This is a genomic window from bacterium, from assembly GCA_030693425.1.
Lineage (GTDB): Bacteria > Patescibacteriota > Minisyncoccia > Minisyncoccales > GWA2-46-15 > GWA2-46-15.
On sequence record JAUYAM010000002.1, the window covers coordinates 182,735 to 199,566 of the forward strand.

General features: G+C 44.4%; 19 protein-coding genes and 2 tRNA genes. 6 read left to right on the top strand and 15 right to left on the bottom strand.

From position 1 onward, the window contains the following. Window positions 1-19 precede the first annotated feature (19 nt). The 6 genes from Q8N16_01360 to Q8N16_01385 form a co-directional block, all read right to left on the bottom strand. Window positions 20-325 carry a hypothetical protein gene (locus Q8N16_01360; protein MDP3093392.1) on the bottom strand — a complete coding sequence of 102 codons (306 nt, stop codon included), beginning with the start codon at window positions 323-325 and terminating at the stop codon, window positions 20-22. A gap of 65 nt (window positions 326-390) precedes the next feature. Continuing rightward, window positions 391-462, bottom strand: a tRNA-Trp gene (locus tag Q8N16_01365). A 35-nt stretch (window positions 463-497) separates the two neighbouring features. Then, a complete protein-coding gene (obgE, locus tag Q8N16_01370) occupies window positions 498-1,463 on the bottom strand; it encodes a GTPase ObgE (protein MDP3093393.1) in 966 nt (321 codons plus the stop codon). Between the two features lie 94 nt (window positions 1,464-1,557). Continuing rightward, entirely contained in the window at window positions 1,558-1,719 is a 162-nt protein-coding gene (rpmG, locus tag Q8N16_01375) for a 50S ribosomal protein L33 (GenBank protein ID MDP3093394.1), read from the bottom strand. A 50-nt stretch (window positions 1,720-1,769) separates the two neighbouring features. Then, window positions 1,770-1,841: transfer RNA gene (locus Q8N16_01380), tRNA-Thr, on the bottom strand. A 243-nt stretch (window positions 1,842-2,084) separates the two neighbouring features. Beyond that, window positions 2,085-2,303 carry a hypothetical protein gene (locus Q8N16_01385; protein MDP3093395.1) on the bottom strand — a complete coding sequence of 73 codons (219 nt, stop codon included), beginning with the start codon at window positions 2,301-2,303 and terminating at the stop codon, window positions 2,085-2,087. Between the two features lie 138 nt (window positions 2,304-2,441). On the opposite strand from Q8N16_01385, the gene Q8N16_01390 reads away from it, so the two are divergent. The 4 genes from Q8N16_01390 (at window position 2,442) to Q8N16_01405 (ending at window position 5,475) form a co-directional block, all read left to right on the top strand. After that, on the top strand, window positions 2,442-2,828 hold the full coding sequence (locus tag Q8N16_01390) for an Rrf2 family transcriptional regulator (protein ID MDP3093396.1): 387 nt from the start codon (window positions 2,442-2,444) through the stop codon (window positions 2,826-2,828). Window positions 2,829-2,870: 42 nt separating this feature from the next. Then, window positions 2,871-4,046: a cysteine desulfurase family protein gene (locus tag Q8N16_01395; protein MDP3093397.1), complete on the top strand. Its 1,176-nt coding sequence runs from the start codon at window positions 2,871-2,873 to the stop codon at window positions 4,044-4,046. Between the two features lies 1 nt (window position 4,047). Continuing rightward, window positions 4,048-4,548, top strand: coding sequence for an iron-sulfur cluster assembly scaffold protein (locus tag Q8N16_01400; GenBank protein MDP3093398.1), 501 nt, complete (start codon window positions 4,048-4,050; stop codon window positions 4,546-4,548). Between the two features lie 81 nt (window positions 4,549-4,629). Next, window positions 4,630-5,475: an EamA family transporter gene (locus Q8N16_01405; GenBank protein ID MDP3093399.1), complete on the top strand. Its 846-nt coding sequence runs from the start codon at window positions 4,630-4,632 to the stop codon at window positions 5,473-5,475. Here the strand turns inward: Q8N16_01405 and glmS are convergent, their stop codons facing one another. Beyond that, the gene (gene glmS, locus Q8N16_01410; GenBank protein ID MDP3093400.1) at window positions 5,476-7,314 is read right to left on the bottom strand and encodes a glutamine--fructose-6-phosphate transaminase (isomerizing); all 1,839 of its coding nucleotides are present in this window, start codon (window positions 7,312-7,314) and stop codon (window positions 5,476-5,478) included. Window positions 7,315-7,498: 184 nt separating this feature from the next. Between glmS and Q8N16_01415 the strand changes: the two genes are divergently transcribed. Next, entirely contained in the window at window positions 7,499-7,756 is a 258-nt protein-coding gene (locus Q8N16_01415; protein MDP3093401.1) for a hypothetical protein, read from the top strand. A 49-nt stretch (window positions 7,757-7,805) separates the two neighbouring features. Here Q8N16_01415 and trmD read toward each other — a convergent pair whose 3' ends face one another. The 7 genes from trmD to Q8N16_01450 form a co-directional block, all read right to left on the bottom strand. After that, window positions 7,806-8,573: a tRNA (guanosine(37)-N1)-methyltransferase TrmD gene (trmD, locus tag Q8N16_01420; protein ID MDP3093402.1), complete on the bottom strand. Its 768-nt coding sequence runs from the start codon at window positions 8,571-8,573 to the stop codon at window positions 7,806-7,808. Between the two features lie 174 nt (window positions 8,574-8,747). Continuing rightward, complete coding sequence (locus Q8N16_01425) at window positions 8,748-9,071, bottom strand: KH domain-containing protein (protein ID MDP3093403.1); 324 nt, start codon at window positions 9,069-9,071, stop codon at window positions 8,748-8,750. A gap of 105 nt (window positions 9,072-9,176) precedes the next feature. Continuing rightward, window positions 9,177-9,713: a 30S ribosomal protein S16 gene (gene rpsP / locus Q8N16_01430; protein ID MDP3093404.1), complete on the bottom strand. Its 537-nt coding sequence runs from the start codon at window positions 9,711-9,713 to the stop codon at window positions 9,177-9,179. 144 nt (window positions 9,714-9,857) lie between these two features. Next, complete coding sequence (rnc, locus tag Q8N16_01435; protein MDP3093405.1) at window positions 9,858-10,553, bottom strand: ribonuclease III; 696 nt, start codon at window positions 10,551-10,553, stop codon at window positions 9,858-9,860. Window positions 10,554-10,558: 5 nt separating this feature from the next. Beyond that, a complete protein-coding gene (gene nusB, locus Q8N16_01440; protein ID MDP3093406.1) occupies window positions 10,559-11,455 on the bottom strand; it encodes a transcription antitermination factor NusB in 897 nt (298 codons plus the stop codon). An 87-nt stretch (window positions 11,456-11,542) separates the two neighbouring features. Next, window positions 11,543-11,788, bottom strand: a complete 246-nt coding sequence (rpmF, locus tag Q8N16_01445; GenBank protein ID MDP3093407.1) for a 50S ribosomal protein L32 — start codon at window positions 11,786-11,788, stop codon at window positions 11,543-11,545. 358 nt (window positions 11,789-12,146) lie between these two features. Next, a complete protein-coding gene (locus Q8N16_01450; GenBank protein ID MDP3093408.1) occupies window positions 12,147-12,809 on the bottom strand; it encodes a ribonuclease HII in 663 nt (220 codons plus the stop codon). 163 nt (window positions 12,810-12,972) lie between these two features. Here Q8N16_01450 and Q8N16_01455 point away from each other — a divergent pair, with 163 nt between their 5' ends. Next, on the top strand, window positions 12,973-16,143 hold the full coding sequence (locus Q8N16_01455) for a DNA polymerase III subunit alpha (protein ID MDP3093409.1): 3,171 nt from the start codon (window positions 12,973-12,975) through the stop codon (window positions 16,141-16,143). A gap of 513 nt (window positions 16,144-16,656) precedes the next feature. On the opposite strand, the gene Q8N16_01460 is transcribed toward Q8N16_01455, so the two are convergent. Further along, window positions 16,657-16,827, bottom strand: a complete 171-nt coding sequence (locus Q8N16_01460; GenBank protein ID MDP3093410.1) for a hypothetical protein — start codon at window positions 16,825-16,827, stop codon at window positions 16,657-16,659. Window positions 16,828-16,832: the final 5 nt, after the last annotated feature.

Genomic DNA, 16,832 nt, shown 5'->3' on the forward strand with positions numbered 1-16,832 from the left:
TGCTTCGGGGCATTTCCATTTATTCGGCTCGGAATGGAACTTCTCCTTTAGGCGGAAATCGGCAGCCGTATCTTGGCTCGATAATAATATTTCTTCCTCCTTCGCGCCAACATAGGTTATCAGGGCTTATCCCCAGAGCCTGTGCTACGAACTCAATCGCTTTCGGCGCGATCTTTCTGCGGGCATCGTATAGAGTGATTCCCCTTTCTCTCGCAAGGTCATCCAGACGAGGATAGGTGAAAAGAACAATGCGTCTCGGCCGATCGTCTTCAAGCAGGTTGAGTTCTGTTTCAATTTTCCAACACAAACTAACACTTTTTCCCATATGAGCCTCCTTTTGGGCAAGAGAAACTTAATCGGAACCAAAATTTGAGAGAACTTAACCTCCAGCGGGGACGCCTGGATTCGAACCAGGAACAAGAATTTTGGAGATTCCCATGATAGCCGTTTCACCACGTCCCCCTTCTGTTAATATTATGTCACAAAAGAACAGTTTTTCAATGGTTTTCCTTAATAAACTGGTTTAGGATTTTCTTTACCGACTCAAGGCTTTTTTCGTCAATAATGGAAACAGTCATTGCTTGTTTGCCTGCTTTTTTCAATTGTTTTAATTTCTCTTTAAGTTCTTCCGGCTTCAACAGATCGGCTTTGGCGAGAAAGACGTATTCAGGCTTTAACAACAGTTCTGGATTGTAGGCAGCCAGTTCGTTTCTGATCACTTGATAATCTTTTATTAAATCAGAGGATTCAACTGAGATCAAATGGAAAAGCGTTTTGGTCCGTTCAATATGGCGCAGAAACTTGATTCCCAATCCCTTGCCAGCCGAAGCTCCTTCAATCAGCCCGGGGATATCAGCCAAAATCAGTTCATAGTAGGTTCCGAGATTCGGATCAAGGGTGGTAAAAGGATAGTCGGCCACCTTGCTTTTAGCATTAGTTAATTCATTGAGCAAGCTTGACTTGCCGGCATTGGGCAGACCGATTAAGCCCACGTCAGCGATCAGCTTTAGCTCAAGCCTTAATTCAAACTCTTGGCCCTTTAGGCCTTCTTGGAACTGTCTCGGGCTGGTGTTAGTCGAAGACCGGAATTTAAAGTTGCCCTTGCCGCCTTGGCCGCCCTTAGCTATTAATAGGCGCTGGCCAATAGTAATAATTTCTTGGATTTCGTTAGTGGTCAAATTATGGACAACTGTGCCGACAGGCACTCTTAAAACAAGATCTGGGGCATCCCGGCCGTCGTTAAACTGGCCCTTGCCGTTCATGCCGTCTTCTGCCGCCAAAACCTTTTTGTAGCGGAACTGATTAAGACTGTTTAAGTTAGAAATACCTTCCAGATAAACGTTGCCGCCTCTTCCGCCGTCAGCTCCGGTCGGACCCAAAGCCATCCGGATTTTGTTAAAAGCCACGGCTCCATTTCCGCCCTTGCCAGCTTTAACTGTTATTTTAACATCATCAATCAGCATATATTTTACTAACCTTGTTTAACCCCTGAGGTTAAACAGGTGGGCTCTGCACCACTTGCCCTTCACCCTTCAATAAATTCAGGGTCGTTGGTGCCTATCTCTTTCCCTCTTTATGTAAAGTGTGTTTGCGGCACCAACGACAGTGTTTTTTTAATTCTAACTTAGTCTCAGCAATATTCTTAGACTTTTTGGTGAAATAATTTACTCTTTTACAGACTGAACACTGTAATTTTGTGTGCGGTTTTTTTGTTGCCATATTTATTTGACGTTGGTTAATACTGATTAAGCTGATTAATGCGGATACGGAGCCTGGGGAGAGAATTGAACTCTCGACCTCTTTCTTACCAAGAAAGCGTTCTGCCACTGAACTACCCAGGCCCAACTACGCTCTGATTTACATCAGAGCTTCGATGGGCGAGCAGAGCAAAGAAATATCTGATGCTCGTCCGTCCGAAGCCCGAATGTAATGAGGGCGAAGGAGGAAGCTACCCAGGCATAACTTTCTTAATCTTAATTCAAAGAGAGCCTAAAATCAAGGGTATTCATTCAACAGAGAACTAATCTTTGCCAAATCACTAATAAACAAAAAAGCGGGATCTCCTCGTCCCGCTTTTCGCTTGGTTATTTCTGTTCTTGCTCCGCGATTTCCAGTGCGGCCTGTGCCGCACTGAGTTCCGCCTTGAGTATACCGAGACGGTGTTCGGTTTTCTCAAATTCCGAGGTAGTTTCCGTAATTTTCTCTTCAAGGCGTCCGATCATCTTATTGATGAGTATTGGCAGTCGTTTTGTTGCGACCAAAACCTGTCCTACCAACGCGTCGTGCGGACTTGAGCGAACCATTTTTTCCTCCTTTCTTTGTAAAATTTACAGCGGATAAAATACGGTATTATAATAACACCTGCGAATGATTTGACAAGGGTTCTGGCTTTGGTTAAGATAGTTAAATCAGACCAAAATAGTCTGAGTATCCAAAATACCGTGAAATTATCAACAAAAACATATTACGGCTTGAGAGCGATGATACGCCTAGCCAAAGAAAAAAGATCCTGCTCGGTCAAAGAAATCAGCGCCAAAGAAAAGATCCCGGGAAAATACTTAGAAAAGATTTTCCAGGAGTTGAGAGCTGACGGCTTTTTGATCTCTCATAAGGGCAGCTGCGGCGGTTACTCTTTGGCCCGGCTCGCAACAGAGATTAAAGCCGGCGATATTGTCATAGCGCTTGAAAAAGAAGCGTTTTTAACCAAATGCCAGGCAAGTTGTCCAATGGCGCGTCAATGCTCAGCAAAAACCTTTTGGCGGGAAATGGAGCAATCGTTTGAGGCCTCAATGGGCTCCACTACCCTGGCAGATTTAATTAAACAATAGCAAACGGCAGAGGAATGTCCTCTGCCAAACTAACCTAAAAATATGGCTAAAAAACTTGTTTATCTAGACTATGCTGCCACTACCCCGGTTGATCCCCGGGTTTTGAAGGCTATGCTCCCCTATTTCTCCGAAAGGTTCGGCAATACTATGTCGCTTCACTCTTTGGGGCAAGAAGCAAAACACGCTTTAGGGCAGAGCAGAAAAACCGTTGCCAGTTTGATCGGCGCAAAGCCACAAGATGTCTTTTTCACCAGTTCTGCTACAGAAAGCAATAACCTTGCTTTAAAAGGAGTGGCCTTTGCCAATCGCGACAAGGGCAATCACATTATTATTTCTTCCATTGAACACCCTTGTATTATGGAAAGCGCTAAATGGCTGGGAAAACAGGGTTTTGAAATTACCCGTCTGAAAGTTGACAAGTACGGCCTGGTCAATCCTCAAGACGTCAAAAAAGCGACTAAAAAAGGCACGATTCTCGTTTCCGTGATTCACGCCTCAAATGAAATCGGAACAATCCAGCCGATCAGAGAAATTGGCAGAATCTGCCGCGAAAAGGGAATTCTGTTTCATACCGACGCATCCCAATCTCTGGGGAAAATCCCGGTAAACGTCGGCAAAAGCGGAGTCGATTTGCTCACCGGCTCTTCTCATAAAATGTACGGGCCAAAAGGGGCGGCTCTGCTTTTTGTCAGGCAAGGAACAAGAATTGAGCCTATTTTGCACGGCGGCGGCCACGAACAAGGCTTGCGGGCTTCAACGGTTAACGTGCCTGCAATTGTCGGCTTTGCCAAGACTTGCGAATTATGCCAAAAACTGATGAAGAAAGAAAGTTTTTATCTGGCCGGTCTTCGCGATAAAATTATAAAAGATGTTCTTGAAAAAGTTCCTCATTCTTATCTCAACGGCCACCCCTCAAAGCGGCTGCCCAATAATATCAATTTCAGATTTTCGTTCATTGAAGGCGAGTCTTTGGTTTTGAGCCTTGACTTTAAGGGGGTTTGCGCCTCAACCGGTTCGGCCTGCTCTTCGGCAAAGCTGCAGGCAAGCCATGTGCTTTTGGGCATTGGCTTGAAACCGCAAGATGCCCACGGGTCTCTGAGATTAAGCCTGGGCCGGTGGACAACCACAAAAGAAATCGAATATCTTTTAAAGATTTTACCGGAGGAAATCAAGATTTTAAGAAGGATTTCTCCTTTTAAAAAAAGTTTTAAATTTTAATATGTTGTATTCCAAAGAGATAATAAAATATTTTAAAAATCCCCAAAATGTCGGAAAAATAAAGAATCCATCAGGTCTTGGCAAGGCCGGTAATTTGCGTTGCGGTGATATTATGTATCTTTATATAAACGTTGAAAAGAATAAAAGAGGCAAAGAGATAATTAAAGATATAAAGTTTGAAACTTTTGGCTGTACGGTCGCAATAGCCAATACTAGTCTTTTAACTACGATGGTTAAGGGTAAAACTCTAAAAGAAGCGATGAAAATTACCAAAGATGATTTGATAAAGAAATTGGGAGAGATTCCTGTTTTTAAAATTCACTGTTCCTTGTTGGCAGTTGACGCTTTGGCCGAGGCTATTTACGATTATCTTTTAAAAAGCAACCAGCCTATTCCTAAAGGGTTTCAGGAAAAACACGAAAGAATAGAAAAGGAGAAAAAAGAGATAGAACGGCAACATGCTGAGTTGGTAAAATTAGAAGAGGTATTGCATGAAGAATGATTAAAAATATTTAAATATTGATGAAGAATTACGGAATAAAAGTATTTCGAGAAAAGTTAAAACTTAAAAAACTATAGGATTATGACCTGGCTGATTTACGCAATCATATCGGTTTTTACCGCTTCTCTCATCACTATTTTGCAGAGAGTTTTGATGAAGGACGAGGACAGTGATCCCCTTTCCTATACCATCGCTCTCGCGTTTTCCGGAGCCTTGATATGTTTGGCATTCGCTTTTATCAATGGTTTTAAAATGCCGCCTATCAAGGAATATCCTTTGAACTTTGTCCTGGAAGCAATGCTTTATGCCTTCAGCACCCTGTTTGCTTTCAAAGCCTTAAAGCTGATTGAAGCTTCCAAAGGAACGATCATTTTGAGCTTTGGCAGCGTTGTAACCATAGCCGCTTCCGCTTTCTTTCTCAACGAATCCCTGACTGCCCAAAGGCTTTTAGGAACGGCTTTGATTATTATTTCCATTATTTTGGTTTCCGAATTAAAGGACTTTTCCATAAACAAGGGCGCTCTTTATGCCTTGATTGCCGCTATCCTTGGGGGTTTGGCCGTGGTAAACGACGCCTATCTAATGAAGTTTTCAGATCCGACCTCATATACGGTTATAGGCTTTTTGCTGCCGGGACTGTTGTTGTCCTTGCTTTATCCAAGTTCGCTTAAAAAACTGAAAGGCCTTTTAAAGCCAAAGCCGGCCAAGACTATGTTTCTTTTGGCTTTTGTTTGGGCAGTTTCCGCCATTGCTTTTAACACGGCCATTGGAAAAGGCGCCTTGGCATCCCAGATTTCTCCGATCTCTCAGTCAAAAGTCATCCTAACCGTGCTGCTGGCAGTAATCTTTTTGAAAGAAAAAGGCAACCTGCCGGCGAAAATTGTCGCCGCCTTAATGACGATGGCAGGAGTGATGGTGATAAGATAGTTATTCTACTGTTACTGATTTTGCCAAGTTTCTCGGTCTGTCTACATCGCGGCCGAGTTTTTTGGCAAAATAGTAAGCAAAAAGGTGGAGAGGGACGATCGTTAATAATGGCGTCAGCAGCTCTAGGGTTTTTGGGACATAGACTACATCTTGCGCCAGCCTTTCCATTTTTCTATTTCCTTCGGTAGTCACGGCAATAATCCTGCCTCTTCTCGCCTTTATTTCTTCAAGATTGGAAGCGGTTTTTACATAGACAGAATCTTGCGGGGCGATGGCCACGGTCAGAAAGTTTTCATCAATCAGGGCAATGGGCCCGTGCTTGGTTTCGCCGGCAGCCAGGCCTTCGGCGTGGGCGTAAGATATCTCTTTAAGTTTTAAGGCGCCTTCGAGAGCGATCGGAAAGCTGTATTTTCTGCCTAGATAAAGGAAGTTTTTGTAAGAGAGGCATTTTGCCGCCAAATCCTCGATTGTCGGGGCACAGTCCAAAATGATTTTTTCGATTTTCTTTGGGATCTCGTTCAGCTCTTCCAGGATCTCTTTTCCCAAATCCTGAGGCATTTTCCTCTGCCTGGCCATCAAGACCATTAACAAAATCAAGTCTGTAATCTGGGCCAGAAAAGCTTTGGTTGAAGCGACGGCCAACTCCGGGCCGGCGTGAGAATAGATGCCGGCTGTAACCATTCTGGCGATCGAAGAGCCGACGACGTTGACTATGCCCAGCGTCAGAATTCCCCTATCTTTGGCTTCCTTGACTACGGACAGGGTGTCGGCAGTTTCTCCTGACTGGGAGACTGCCAGTAAAAGGGTTTTTTGAGTCATCACCGGCTTTCGGTACCTTAATTCGGAAGCCAGATCGGCCTTGGTGGGAATTCCTGCATATTCTTCAAAAAAATACTCAGACAGCTTGGCCGCGTAAAAAGCGGTGCCGCAGCCGCAAATCAGAATATTGTCTATATCTTTGAGCTTTTCTAAAATCCCTTCCAGGCCTCCGAGCCTTGCCGTTCCCTGCTCAAGCAGCAGCCTTCCTCTCAGAGTGTTTTCGACGGCTTTCGCCTCTTCAAAGATTTCTTTGATCATATAGTCGTCAAAGCTGCCCTTTTCCGTTTCCGCGGCGACGAAATCGATAATACCGTTTTCGGCTTTTGTTCCTTCTCTCAGAAAAGATTTTAGCTTAAAACCGTCCCTTTTTACGAAAGCGACGTCGCCGTCGTTGAGATAGACCACTTCTTTTGTCAGCGAGGCGATTGGCGTCTGGTCAGAGGCAACGATAAACTCTTCTTTGCCCGTGCCGAGAATCAAAGGACTGGAAAACCTTGAAGCGATCATGAGCTCGGGATAATCCCTGTTGAAGATAAGAAAGGCGAAACTGCCTTTGACTTGTCTCAGGGCTTTCATGACCGCGTCTTCGTAAACAAGCCCTTCTTTCATCAGCTCTTCAATCAGATGAGGAAAGACTTCGGTGTCTGTTTCTGAAGCAAAAACGTGGCCTTTTTCAATCAGGAGACTCTTGATAGTCTCAAAGTTTTCGATAATGCCGTTGTGGACGACAAAGATCTTTTTGGCGCAGTCCCAGTGGGGATGGGAATTTTCTTTGTTCACTTCGCCGTGAGTCGCCCACCGACTGTGGCCGATGCCCAAACTGCCCTCGGCGTCAGGCTTGATAATCCTGATAAAGTCCTTGATTCTCCCCGGGCTTTTCTCAACGTAAGTCTCTTTTTTGTTTTCGTCATAGATTAAAATCCCGACCGAGTCGTATCCACGGTATTCCAAGTTCTCCAATCCCTTAATGATTATTGGCAAAGCCTGTTTTTTACCGATATAACCGACAATTCCACACATGATGCTACTGCTAAAATTAAAAGTGAAAAGTTAAAAATTGACCTTGACTGAGAAAATTTAATATGTTTTAATCCAAGTATGTCGCTCACAGGTGCGTTTTTTGTCACTCTTGGCGTCTGTGCGGTTTTCATGGTAATTTGGGAAATAGCGATCTGGACAGTCGGTTTTAATTGCCCAAATTGTCATGAGACGAGTTCTGGGCATCGTGGCGCAAAGATTTTCTGCTCCAAATGCGGAACACGAATGGTGCGAACGCCTAAGCCCGATCGCGTCGTCTGCAAGAAATGCGGACGACGAAATGTCCAGCCTAACCGCTTCTGCGTGCATTGTGGCAATCAGCTACAGAACTAGAGTGACCAACCGGAGCCGCTCGGACGTCAACCGGTTTACCAAAGCGGGAGAAAAGGGGGCAAAACAATGGAGAGCAGAGAATCGTTCCTGACAATAGCTCTCCATGATATTATACCCGCACACATCGCTGTGCGGTTTTTTTAATGAATCGTTTTTAAACGCTTCTTTCTCCAGTCTTCAATCTTTTTATGATTTCCTTTTAACAGCACCTTGGGCACTTTCCAGCTTATTCCCTTTTTAGCCTGCCCGCCGTAGCCTTGCTTGTCCGCCGAAGCTTTAGCGGAGGCGGAGCGAAGGCGGGGATTAAAGATTTCCGGCCTGGTATATTGGGGGAATTCGGTGAATCCCCCGCCTTTTTCAATCCTTTCGGGAAGATTCTCTGAATGGCCCAAGACTCCGGGAATCAATCTCGATACGGATTCCATCACCGCCATGGCCGCCACCTCCCCTCCCATCATAACATAATCGCCGACAGACACCTGTTCATCAACCAGATATTTTGCCACTCTCTCGTCCACGCCCTCATATCTGCCGCAAACCATGATAATTCGGTTGAGCTTGGAATATTGATAGGCTGTTTTCTGGTTGAATTTCTTTCCCCTTGGAGAAAATAGAATAGTCTTGAATTTTGCCCCGTCATTCGACGGGGCACCCTGTCGGATGACAGGGTGATTTTTAATTTTCAGTGCAGTGAGCGCGCGATAGATCGGTTCAATCTTTATGACCATCCCCCTTCCGCCGCCAAAAGGCCTGTCGTCAACCGTTCTGTGCTTGTCTTTGGCCCACCTTCTTAAATCAAAAACCCTGATTTTAATCAGTTTTTGCTTTTGCGCCCTTTTTATAATCGACTCATTCAGGAATGAGTCAAAGAATTTCGGGAAAATGGTGATAATGTCAAAAGTAAGCATTTTTAGAAACTGATCAACACAGATTTTTGACAGATTTCCACTGATACACTAATCCGTGAATCCGTCAGAATCCGTAACAGATCCGTGTTGATCCGTAGTATAAACAAAAACGGTGACACTTTTCAGGGTAGCACCGTCTTCGCCGATTGTAAAATTAACCGGAATATTCTTTGTTTAGAGTTTCAGGTCTTCCAGGGTGGCGCTGACTTCTCCCTCTTGAGTTCTTTGTCTGGGAACTCTGCCGCCTTCGGGCTCCTCGATCTTGAGGTTGACCCGGGCGTGATTCTTCAGCCCGACAATTCTCACCAGGCTTCTGATGGATCTTGCCGTGGCTCCGCCCCGGCCGATGATCTGGCCCATGTCCTCGGGGTTGAGTTTCAATGAGAGCAAAACTCCCATTTCGTCAACCCTTCTATCAACCTTGACGTCCTCGGGGTGATCAACCAAGGCCTTGATAAGGAATTCCAGAAAGTCCTGATCTGCGATTACTTTTTCCATTTTTCTTTTGGTGTTAAAAGGATCTTCCGTATTGATCGACCTTTCTTTCTCGATTCTCTAGATAGATGAAAGTCATTCAGGAGAACCGCGCTAATTAAAGTATATCTATTGTTTTTCTTCTGTCAACCCCGGTTTTGTTTCTGGTTCGGCCTTCTCCTCTGCAGGCTTTGTTTCAGCTATCGGCTCTGGTTTTTCTTCTGCTTTGGGCTCCTCTGCAGGCTTTTCCGTTTCTTCTGCTTTTCCAGGTTTTGGCTCTTCGGCGGGTTTTGGTTCTTCAGCAGGCTTCGGTTCTTCTTTTGGCTCCGGTTCTTTCTCTAAAGCTGGCTTTTCCGCCGGTTTTGCTTCTTTGGCTGCTTCGGGTTTTTCTTTCTTTGACTTTTTGATGGTAATCTTTCTTTTTGCCCCTTCAATAACCTTTTCTGATATCAAGAGGTTATGGACTGTGTCTGAAGCTATGGCGCCGACTCCCAGCCAGTATTTTAAACGGTCAGCTTTTAGAATCTTTTCTTTGGTCAGAGGATTGTAAAAACCGACCTCTTCGACAAAACGGCCAGCTCTCGAAGCATGTTTTTTTTCGGTGACGACGATTTTGAAAACTGGCTGATTTTTCTTACCGACTCGAAATAATCTGATGACTAGCATGGCTTGAGTCCTAGAAGGACGAGAGACACCCCGCCCTCTAAGCAATTAATCTTTTCTTAAGTTTTCTTTCTCTGTCTCTGGCGAGTTTTTCAAATTGATAAGCTTCGTAATACATAAAGCATAGAGGGCGGGGTTGCGTTCGTTTCACTCACTCCACTTTTTGACTTTTAGGGCGTGTTCGGCCGCCTGCTCTTCGGCTTCCTGCTTTGAAGAGCCTTCGCCTTTGGCAACCATCTCTTCTCCGAGAAAGACTCCGATTTGAAAGTATTTGACATGGTCTGGTCCGGATTCCTTGAGCACCTTGTAGGTCGGAGTGACGGCCACTTTTTCTTGGGCCTCCTCCTGGAAATGGGATTTTGAGTCTTTGAAAAGGCCTTTGCTGATGATTTCCGGAAGCTTGTTAGTCAGGTGTTTTTTGATAAAAGTTTGGCAGATTTTATATCCCTGGTCAAGATAGAGGGAGCCGATAAAGGCTTCAAAAGCGTTTGCCAGGATGAACGACCTGGCTTTTCCGGCGTCTTTTGTCTCGCCTCGAGACAGCAGCAAGTAATCGTTGAAGTTCAGGGATTTGGCGGTTTCGGCCAAGCTGTCAGAATTAACCAGAGCCGCCCGCCAAGAAGTCAGTTCTCCCTCGGTTTTCTTCGGATAATCAAGGTAAAGGAACTCCGTGACCACCAGTTCTAAGATGGCGTCCCCCAGAAACTCCAGCCTTTCGTTGTGCTCTAAATTAAACTTTGAGTTCTCGTTGAGATATGACCTGTGGCAGAAAGCTTGAGTCAGCAAATCTTTGTTCTTGAACTTCAAATTCAGGTCCTTTTCCAGTTTTGCAAAATCCTTCATGAAGATTAAGTATTTTGGTTGTTATTTTCTTGATTCAAAGTCTTAATTGCTTCCTCTATGGAAGACCTGACCCGCTGATACTGCTTCAAATCGGAAATCTCTTCTAGGCCGAACCATTTTGCGTCTTTGATGCCGCTGCTTTTCTCTACTTTGAGCTCGGCGTTTTCCGGAGCTTCCAGGAGAAAATCGGTCACCTGCCTTTTTATCAGGCCCTTGTCCGGCTCGTGGGCCACGTATTGTCTTTCGCCGATCTTCTTTATAATCTTAAGTTCAGTCAAGCCTAGTTCCTCTTTGATTTCCCGAAGAGCGGTTTCTTCCGGAGTCTCGTTTCCTTCGGCGTGGCCTTTGGGCAGAGTCCAGCGGCCAAAGACGTCGAGCAAAAGGGCGATTTGCCAAACACCGTCTTTTTTCCGATAGACCACCCCTCCGGACAAAAGCTCAAAAGGGATTTTGTCGCCAGCCTTGGCAATCTCCTCTTCTTCGATATCTTCGATCCCCTTATAAACGGTCCCCAAGACTCCGTTGACGAATCTGCCCGAACTCTCGCCGCCGAATGATTTTGCCAACTCAATGGCTTCATTGATAGCTACTTTTGGCGGCACTTCCTCTTTTTTAGCGTAGAGAAGCTCGAAAAGCCCGATCCTCAGGACATTCCTGTCAACCATGGTAATTTGTTCTAGAGGCCATTCAGGGGCGGACTCGATAATGATTTTATCTATCTTAGATAAATGGTCTGTTACTCCTTTGACCAATTGCTTTGCGAAATCCTGGCTTTCTAAGCCCGGTCCGAATTCTTTGAGATTCTGATCGACGATCTCGTCAATGTTGTCTGATTTACCATAAAAATCCCACTCGAAAAGGGATTGCATGGCAATTGATCGTGATAAATGACGGCTGGCCATAAATCATTTAAACATTTTATCATCTTAACATTCAAACAGCTGATTTGTCGGAATGCTAAAATGCTTAAATGTTAGAATGTTAGAATGTTAGGATGTTTCTGGTTTAGGTTCCAGGCCTTTTTCTGCCCTTTTCTTTCTTTTCTTTTCAGCTTTCTTTAAAACATTGATGATTTCTCTGTTCTGGTAATAGCCGCAGTTCTTGCAGATGGTATGGGGAAGGCTCGGCTTTTTGCAATGGGAGCAGACAGTCAGGCTTGGCTGAACTAAAAAAATCTGGGATCTTCTTTTATCCCTTCTTGACTTAGTATGCCGTTGTTTTGGTACGCCACCCATACGTAAAGTATCTAGTAGTTAGTATTTAGTAGTTAGTATTCTTCTAACGGAAATTCTAATTTAAATGATAGCAAAACCTATATTTTTTGGCAATGCTTATCTTGACCATACAAGACAGCAATAGGTCTGACAACAAAAACTGCCCTCCCCAAGAAACAAGGAAGGCAGACTTTTTTTAACCCTCTCGAGATGGTCGCGAGACATAATATAAGTCCCCTAAGTCCCCGCTTCCCGCGCCCGCGGACCGCGTAGCTCCACCTATAGCTCCGCCTATAAACTCAGTGCGGACTCGAGAGGGCAAACCCTAAGAAGTAAATCTGCTTTGAGTATATCATTAAAAAAGAGGGTTGTCAACTTTTTAGGTAATCGGTCGGAAGGTTTTCCGATGAATCTTGCAGGGGCCGTACTTTTTAAGCTGCTTTAAATGGAGTTTTGTGCCATAGCCTTTGTGCAAATCAAAACGGTAGCGCGGATACTTTTTGTGATAATTAACCATGATTCTGTCCCGGGTGACTTTGGCTAATATGGAAGCTGCGGCGCAGGAAAAAACCTTTTCATCACCTTTGACAATTGACTTTTGCGATAACGGCAGATTTAATTTGAAATTTCCGTCCAAAATCAAAAAACTTAAGCCTACAGATTTTTCACGATCGTGTGATTTTGGTAATTTATGTAATTTGTTGTTTAGGTTTCTCAAGGCTTTGACCATGGCTAGCTTGGTTGCTTCCAAGATATTGATTCTGTCGATCACTTTTTCGCTCACTATTCCTATCCCCCACCGCAACCGAGTATCTTTGAGAATAGTTTTATAAATTATTTCTCTTTGCAAAGAAGATAATTGTTTAGAATCTTTAACTTTGGTTTTAGTATTTAGTATCTGGTATTTAGTATCTAGTATGCTGACGGCGCCGGCGACGACCGGGCCAGCCAACGGGCCGCGACCTGCTTCGTCTAAACCAACGACTGTTTTATAGCCTTTTTTCCAAAGCTTTTTTTCTTGATAAAGATTAGGATATTTCATATTTTAGATTATAACATGCTTAGGGATCTTGATAAAAAACGATCTATTTGACTCCCCTTTTGGCAAAAGGTAAAATGGTATAATTTACACCCTTAAAATTCATCCATCTCCATCCCGTAAAACCGCTTTCGGCGGCTAACGAGGCAAGCGTCCATCTACGATAATGACAAAGTTCACTCACCTCCACGTGCATAGCCAGTATTCTCTATTGGATGGTTTGCCAAAAATCCCGGATCTTTTAGATTACGTCAAAGAGCTTGGCATGGATTCGCTAGCCCTCACTGACCACGGCGTCCTATACGGCGCCGTTGAGTTTTATAAGGAAGCGGTCAAAAAAGGGATAAAACCGATTATCGGCTGCGAAGTATATGTTGCCAACAACAAGATGACCGATAAGCGTCCGAATGTCGACGACAAGAGATACCACCTGATTTTATTGGCCAAGAATGAACTGGGTTACAAAAACCTGGTTAAGCTAATCACCAAAGCCCATTTACAGGGCTTTTATTATAAGCCGAGAATCGATGAAGAGCTTTTAGCCGAGTATGGTCAAGGCCTGATTGGCCTTTCTGCCTGTCTTCAAGGCAAGATCCCTAGATTAATACTGGCCAAAAAACTAAAAGAGGCTGAAGAAACGGCTTTGAAATACCAGGAGATTTTCGGCAAGGGCAACTTTTACCTCGAGCTTCAGCACCACCAAAATATCAAAGAACAAGGAATTATAAACGAGGCATTAATCTCTCTGTCTAAGAAAACCGGCATTCCCTTGGTGGCGACCCAGGATCTTCATTATCTAAGGCCCGAGGACGCCGACGCCCAGGATATTTTAATGCTGATTAATACCGGAGCAGACGCTAACGATCCTGAAAGGCTGACCATGAAACAGGATGATTTTTCCATGACCTCTCCGGAAAAAATGGCAGAATATTTCAAAGATATCCCAGGGGCGATTGAAAATACCCAAAAGATTGTTGATCTATGCGATTTTAAATTTGATTTGGGCAAGTGGAAACTGCCAAAATTCGAAACCCCGAATAAGGAACCGGCAGACGAATACTTAAAAACCCTTTGCCTCGCAGGCCTGGAAAAGAAATACGGAAATGCGCCTGCTCCGGCGGTTTTGGAAAGGCTTGATTTTGAGCTGGCAACTATCCAAAAAGTCGGTTACGCCTCTTATTTTCTGATCGTCCAGGATTTTGCCAACTGGGCCAGAGAAAAAAGGATTATTTTTTCTGCCCGCGGCTCTGCCAATAATTCTTTGGTCAGCTACATCCTTAACATCACTAATATTGACCCGATCAAATACAATCTTTTTTTTGAAAGGTTTTTAAATCCAGAGAGAATCTCGCCGGCCGATATTGACATCGATTTCACCGACCGCCGGAGAAATGAAGTTATTGACTATGTCTCTCAAAAATACGGCCGCGACAGAGTCGCCCAGATTATCACCTTTGGAACCATGGCCTCGAGGGCTGTCATTAGGGATGTTGGCAGAGCCCTAGGCTACAGCTATTCTTTCTGCGACCAGATGGCCAAAATGATTCCTTTCGGCTTTACCCTTAACGATGCTCTAAACAAAATTAAGGAGTTTAAAGACCTTTATAGCCAGGACGCCAGGGCTGAAAAGTTGGTGGATTTGGCTAAAAAGCTGGAGGGAGTAGCCAGGCACGCCTCGACTCACGCCTGCGGAGTGGTCATTTCCGCCGAACCCCTGGAAAACCTGGTACCTTTGCAGCATCCGACCCAGAATGACGAAAACATTGTTACCCAGTATGAAATGCACTCTATTGAAGAACTCGGCCTTTTGAAAATGGACTTTTTAGGACTAAAGAACCTGACCGTCATTGAAGACACCCTGGCCCGCATTTATGCTGTCCACGACGGCTTGAAAGTTGATATTGACAATATCCCTCTTGACGATAAAGAAGTTTATAAGACCTTGCAGAACGGCCGGACCGCCGGCCTGTTTCAACTGGAATCGTCGGGGATGACTCGTTATCTGGTGGACTTAAAGCCCACAGAAATGGAGGATTTGATTGCCATGATCGCCCTTTTCCGGCCAGGGCCGATGGAATTTATCCCCTCTTTCATCAAAAGAAAACACAAAAAAGAAAAGGTTGAATACCTCCATCCAAAACTCAAACCCATTCTGGAAAAAACATACGGAATATGTATTTATCAGGAGCAGCTGCTCCAGATCGCTCGGGACTTGGCCGGTTTCACTATGGGCGAAGCCGACGTTTTAAGAAAGGCTGTCGGCAAAAAAATCAAGTCTTTGCTTGACGAACAGGAGGAAAAAGTTGTCAGCGGCATGATTAAAAACGATATCCCAGAAAAAACCGCCGAAAGGCTCTGGGAATGGATTTTACCTTTTGCTAGATACGGCTTCCCCCGTGGGCACGCAGCCGGTTACGCCCTGATTGCTTACCAAACGGCTTTCTTAAAAACCCGCTTTCCGGTGGAATTCATGGCTTCCCTGTTGACTTCAGAGAAGCACGATGTCGAAAAAATCGCTTTCTTGATCGAAGAATGCAAAAGAATGAAAATTGAGGTTTTGCCGCCGGACATTAACGAAAGCCTGACTAACTTTACCGTTGTTCCCAAAGAAAAACAGATCCGTTTTGGACTTTTAGGCATCAAGAATGTCGGCGCCAACGTCGTCAAAGCGATTACCGATGAGAGGAAAACCAACGGCCCATTCAAGAATCTGGGCGATTTTCTCTCGCGGATAAGCTCCAAGGATTTGAATAAGAAATCACTTGAAAGCATGGCTAAAGCCGGAGTTTTTGACTCCCTGGTTGAAAGAAACCAGATTCTGTCCAACATCGAGGAAATTTTGGAGTTCAACCGAGAGCGCCAGAGAAAAAGAGCTTCTGGCCAGAGAGATCTTTTTGGGGGCAAGATCAATTTTGGCTCTGAAATCAGGCTGGCCTCGGCTTCCCCTGCTTCTTCGAAAGAAAAGCTGGAATGGGAAAAAGAATTATTAGGCCTTTTCGTCACCTCTCATCCTCTAGAGAGCCTCAGGATGATTTTAGAAAAAAAAGCTTCTCCTCTGGCAAAAATCACCAAGGAAATTGAAGGGAAAAGAATAAAGGTGGCTGGCATTCTTTCGAGCCTAAAGAAAATCATTACCAAGAATGGCAAGCCCATGCTTTTCGTGAAGTTGGAGGACCTGACCGACAAGATCGAGATAGTCGTCTTCCCGTCTATCCTGGAAAGGAATCCCCTGCCTTTCAGAGAAAACAAGATTGTCTTTATAACCGGCAGAGTCAGCTTCAAAGACAATCTGCCCAAGATTATCTGCGATGACATCCAGGAAATAGTGGAAGCTTAAAAAATAACCTTGTTTTAAATGCAAAAGGACGACCATTGGCCGTCCTTAAGTTGGGATTTAACCCTGTTTGTTTTCTCTCCGCCACTCAAGCCACCATAGGAGAGCAGCGATGATGAGTCCCGAAAAGAAAACAAGCAACAGGGCTTGCCCCTCCCGGGGCATGTTCACAATCCATTCCATTGGTTTCCTCCTTCCACAAAGAATACGATGAAATGCGCCTCCGTTATAGCAAAAACCCCTTAAAAGTCAAGGATTCGGCAAGCCATGTTGAAAGGAAATGATAATGTCAGGGCAGCGGGAATTAGAAATGTCAGTTTTCTGTTGAGGTTAGACCTCAACAGATATTTACCAACTCTTTTCTCGGCTGTTTAACTTACCTTAAAACATGTCACCATTACACCCGATCGTGTGTATTGTTGACAGGTTTTTATAACCAAACTGTTGTTCGCACAACACATGACACAGTAATATCATCTGAATCAGTACAAGACCTTGACAAAAGGTTTTGAGTTGCTATCCTCTAACTATGAATAAATTCTGTGTTTCAACCACTACTACGACCACCACTACCTGCCTTTGGCGGGAGATGTTTTCGTAGTTGTCAGTTAATAGTTCTGCTACCAAGACACCTCCTGCTAAAGGAGGCATTTTAATTTCAAGGTCTTTTAATAAGAGTTTAAACATGCTAA

Bases quoted from the DNA above. Each gene is read 5' to 3' on its own strand.
- trmD (MDP3093402.1), bottom strand. From the start codon at position 8,573: ATGCTTACTTTTGACATTATCACCATTTTCCCGAAATTCTTTGACTCA.
- Q8N16_01450 (MDP3093408.1), bottom strand. From the start codon at position 12,809: ATGAAATATCCTAATCTTTATCAAGAAAAAAAGCTTTGGAAAAAAGGC.
- Q8N16_01425 (MDP3093403.1), bottom strand. From the start codon at position 9,071: ATGGAAAAAGTAATCGCAGATCAGGACTTTCTGGAATTCCTTATCAAG.
- Q8N16_01360 (MDP3093392.1), bottom strand. From the start codon at position 325: ATGGGAAAAAGTGTTAGTTTGTGTTGGAAAATTGAAACAGAACTCAAC.
- rpmF (MDP3093407.1), bottom strand. From the start codon at position 11,788: ATGGGTGGCGTACCAAAACAACGGCATACTAAGTCAAGAAGGGATAAA.
- Q8N16_01460 (MDP3093410.1), bottom strand. From the start codon at position 16,827: ATGTTTAAACTCTTATTAAAAGACCTTGAAATTAAAATGCCTCCTTTA.
- obgE (MDP3093393.1), bottom strand. From the start codon at position 1,463: ATGCTGATTGATGATGTTAAAATAACAGTTAAAGCTGGCAAGGGCGGA.
- nusB (MDP3093406.1), bottom strand. From the start codon at position 11,455: ATGGCCAGCCGTCATTTATCACGATCAATTGCCATGCAATCCCTTTTC.
- glmS (MDP3093400.1), bottom strand. From the start codon at position 7,314: ATGTGTGGAATTGTCGGTTATATCGGTAAAAAACAGGCTTTGCCAATA.
- Q8N16_01405 (MDP3093399.1), top strand. From the start codon at position 4,630: ATGACCTGGCTGATTTACGCAATCATATCGGTTTTTACCGCTTCTCTC.
- rpsP (MDP3093404.1), bottom strand. From the start codon at position 9,713: ATGCTAGTCATCAGATTATTTCGAGTCGGTAAGAAAAATCAGCCAGTT.
- Q8N16_01385 (MDP3093395.1), bottom strand. From the start codon at position 2,303: ATGGTTCGCTCAAGTCCGCACGACGCGTTGGTAGGACAGGTTTTGGTC.
- Q8N16_01455 (MDP3093409.1), top strand. From the start codon at position 12,973: ATGACAAAGTTCACTCACCTCCACGTGCATAGCCAGTATTCTCTATTG.
- Q8N16_01400 (MDP3093398.1), top strand. From the start codon at position 4,048: ATGTTGTATTCCAAAGAGATAATAAAATATTTTAAAAATCCCCAAAAT.
- Q8N16_01395 (MDP3093397.1), top strand. From the start codon at position 2,871: ATGGCTAAAAAACTTGTTTATCTAGACTATGCTGCCACTACCCCGGTT.
- rnc (MDP3093405.1), bottom strand. From the start codon at position 10,553: ATGAAGGATTTTGCAAAACTGGAAAAGGACCTGAATTTGAAGTTCAAG.
- rpmG (MDP3093394.1), bottom strand. From the start codon at position 1,719: ATGGCAACAAAAAAACCGCACACAAAATTACAGTGTTCAGTCTGTAAA.
- Q8N16_01415 (MDP3093401.1), top strand. From the start codon at position 7,499: ATGAGACGAGTTCTGGGCATCGTGGCGCAAAGATTTTCTGCTCCAAAT.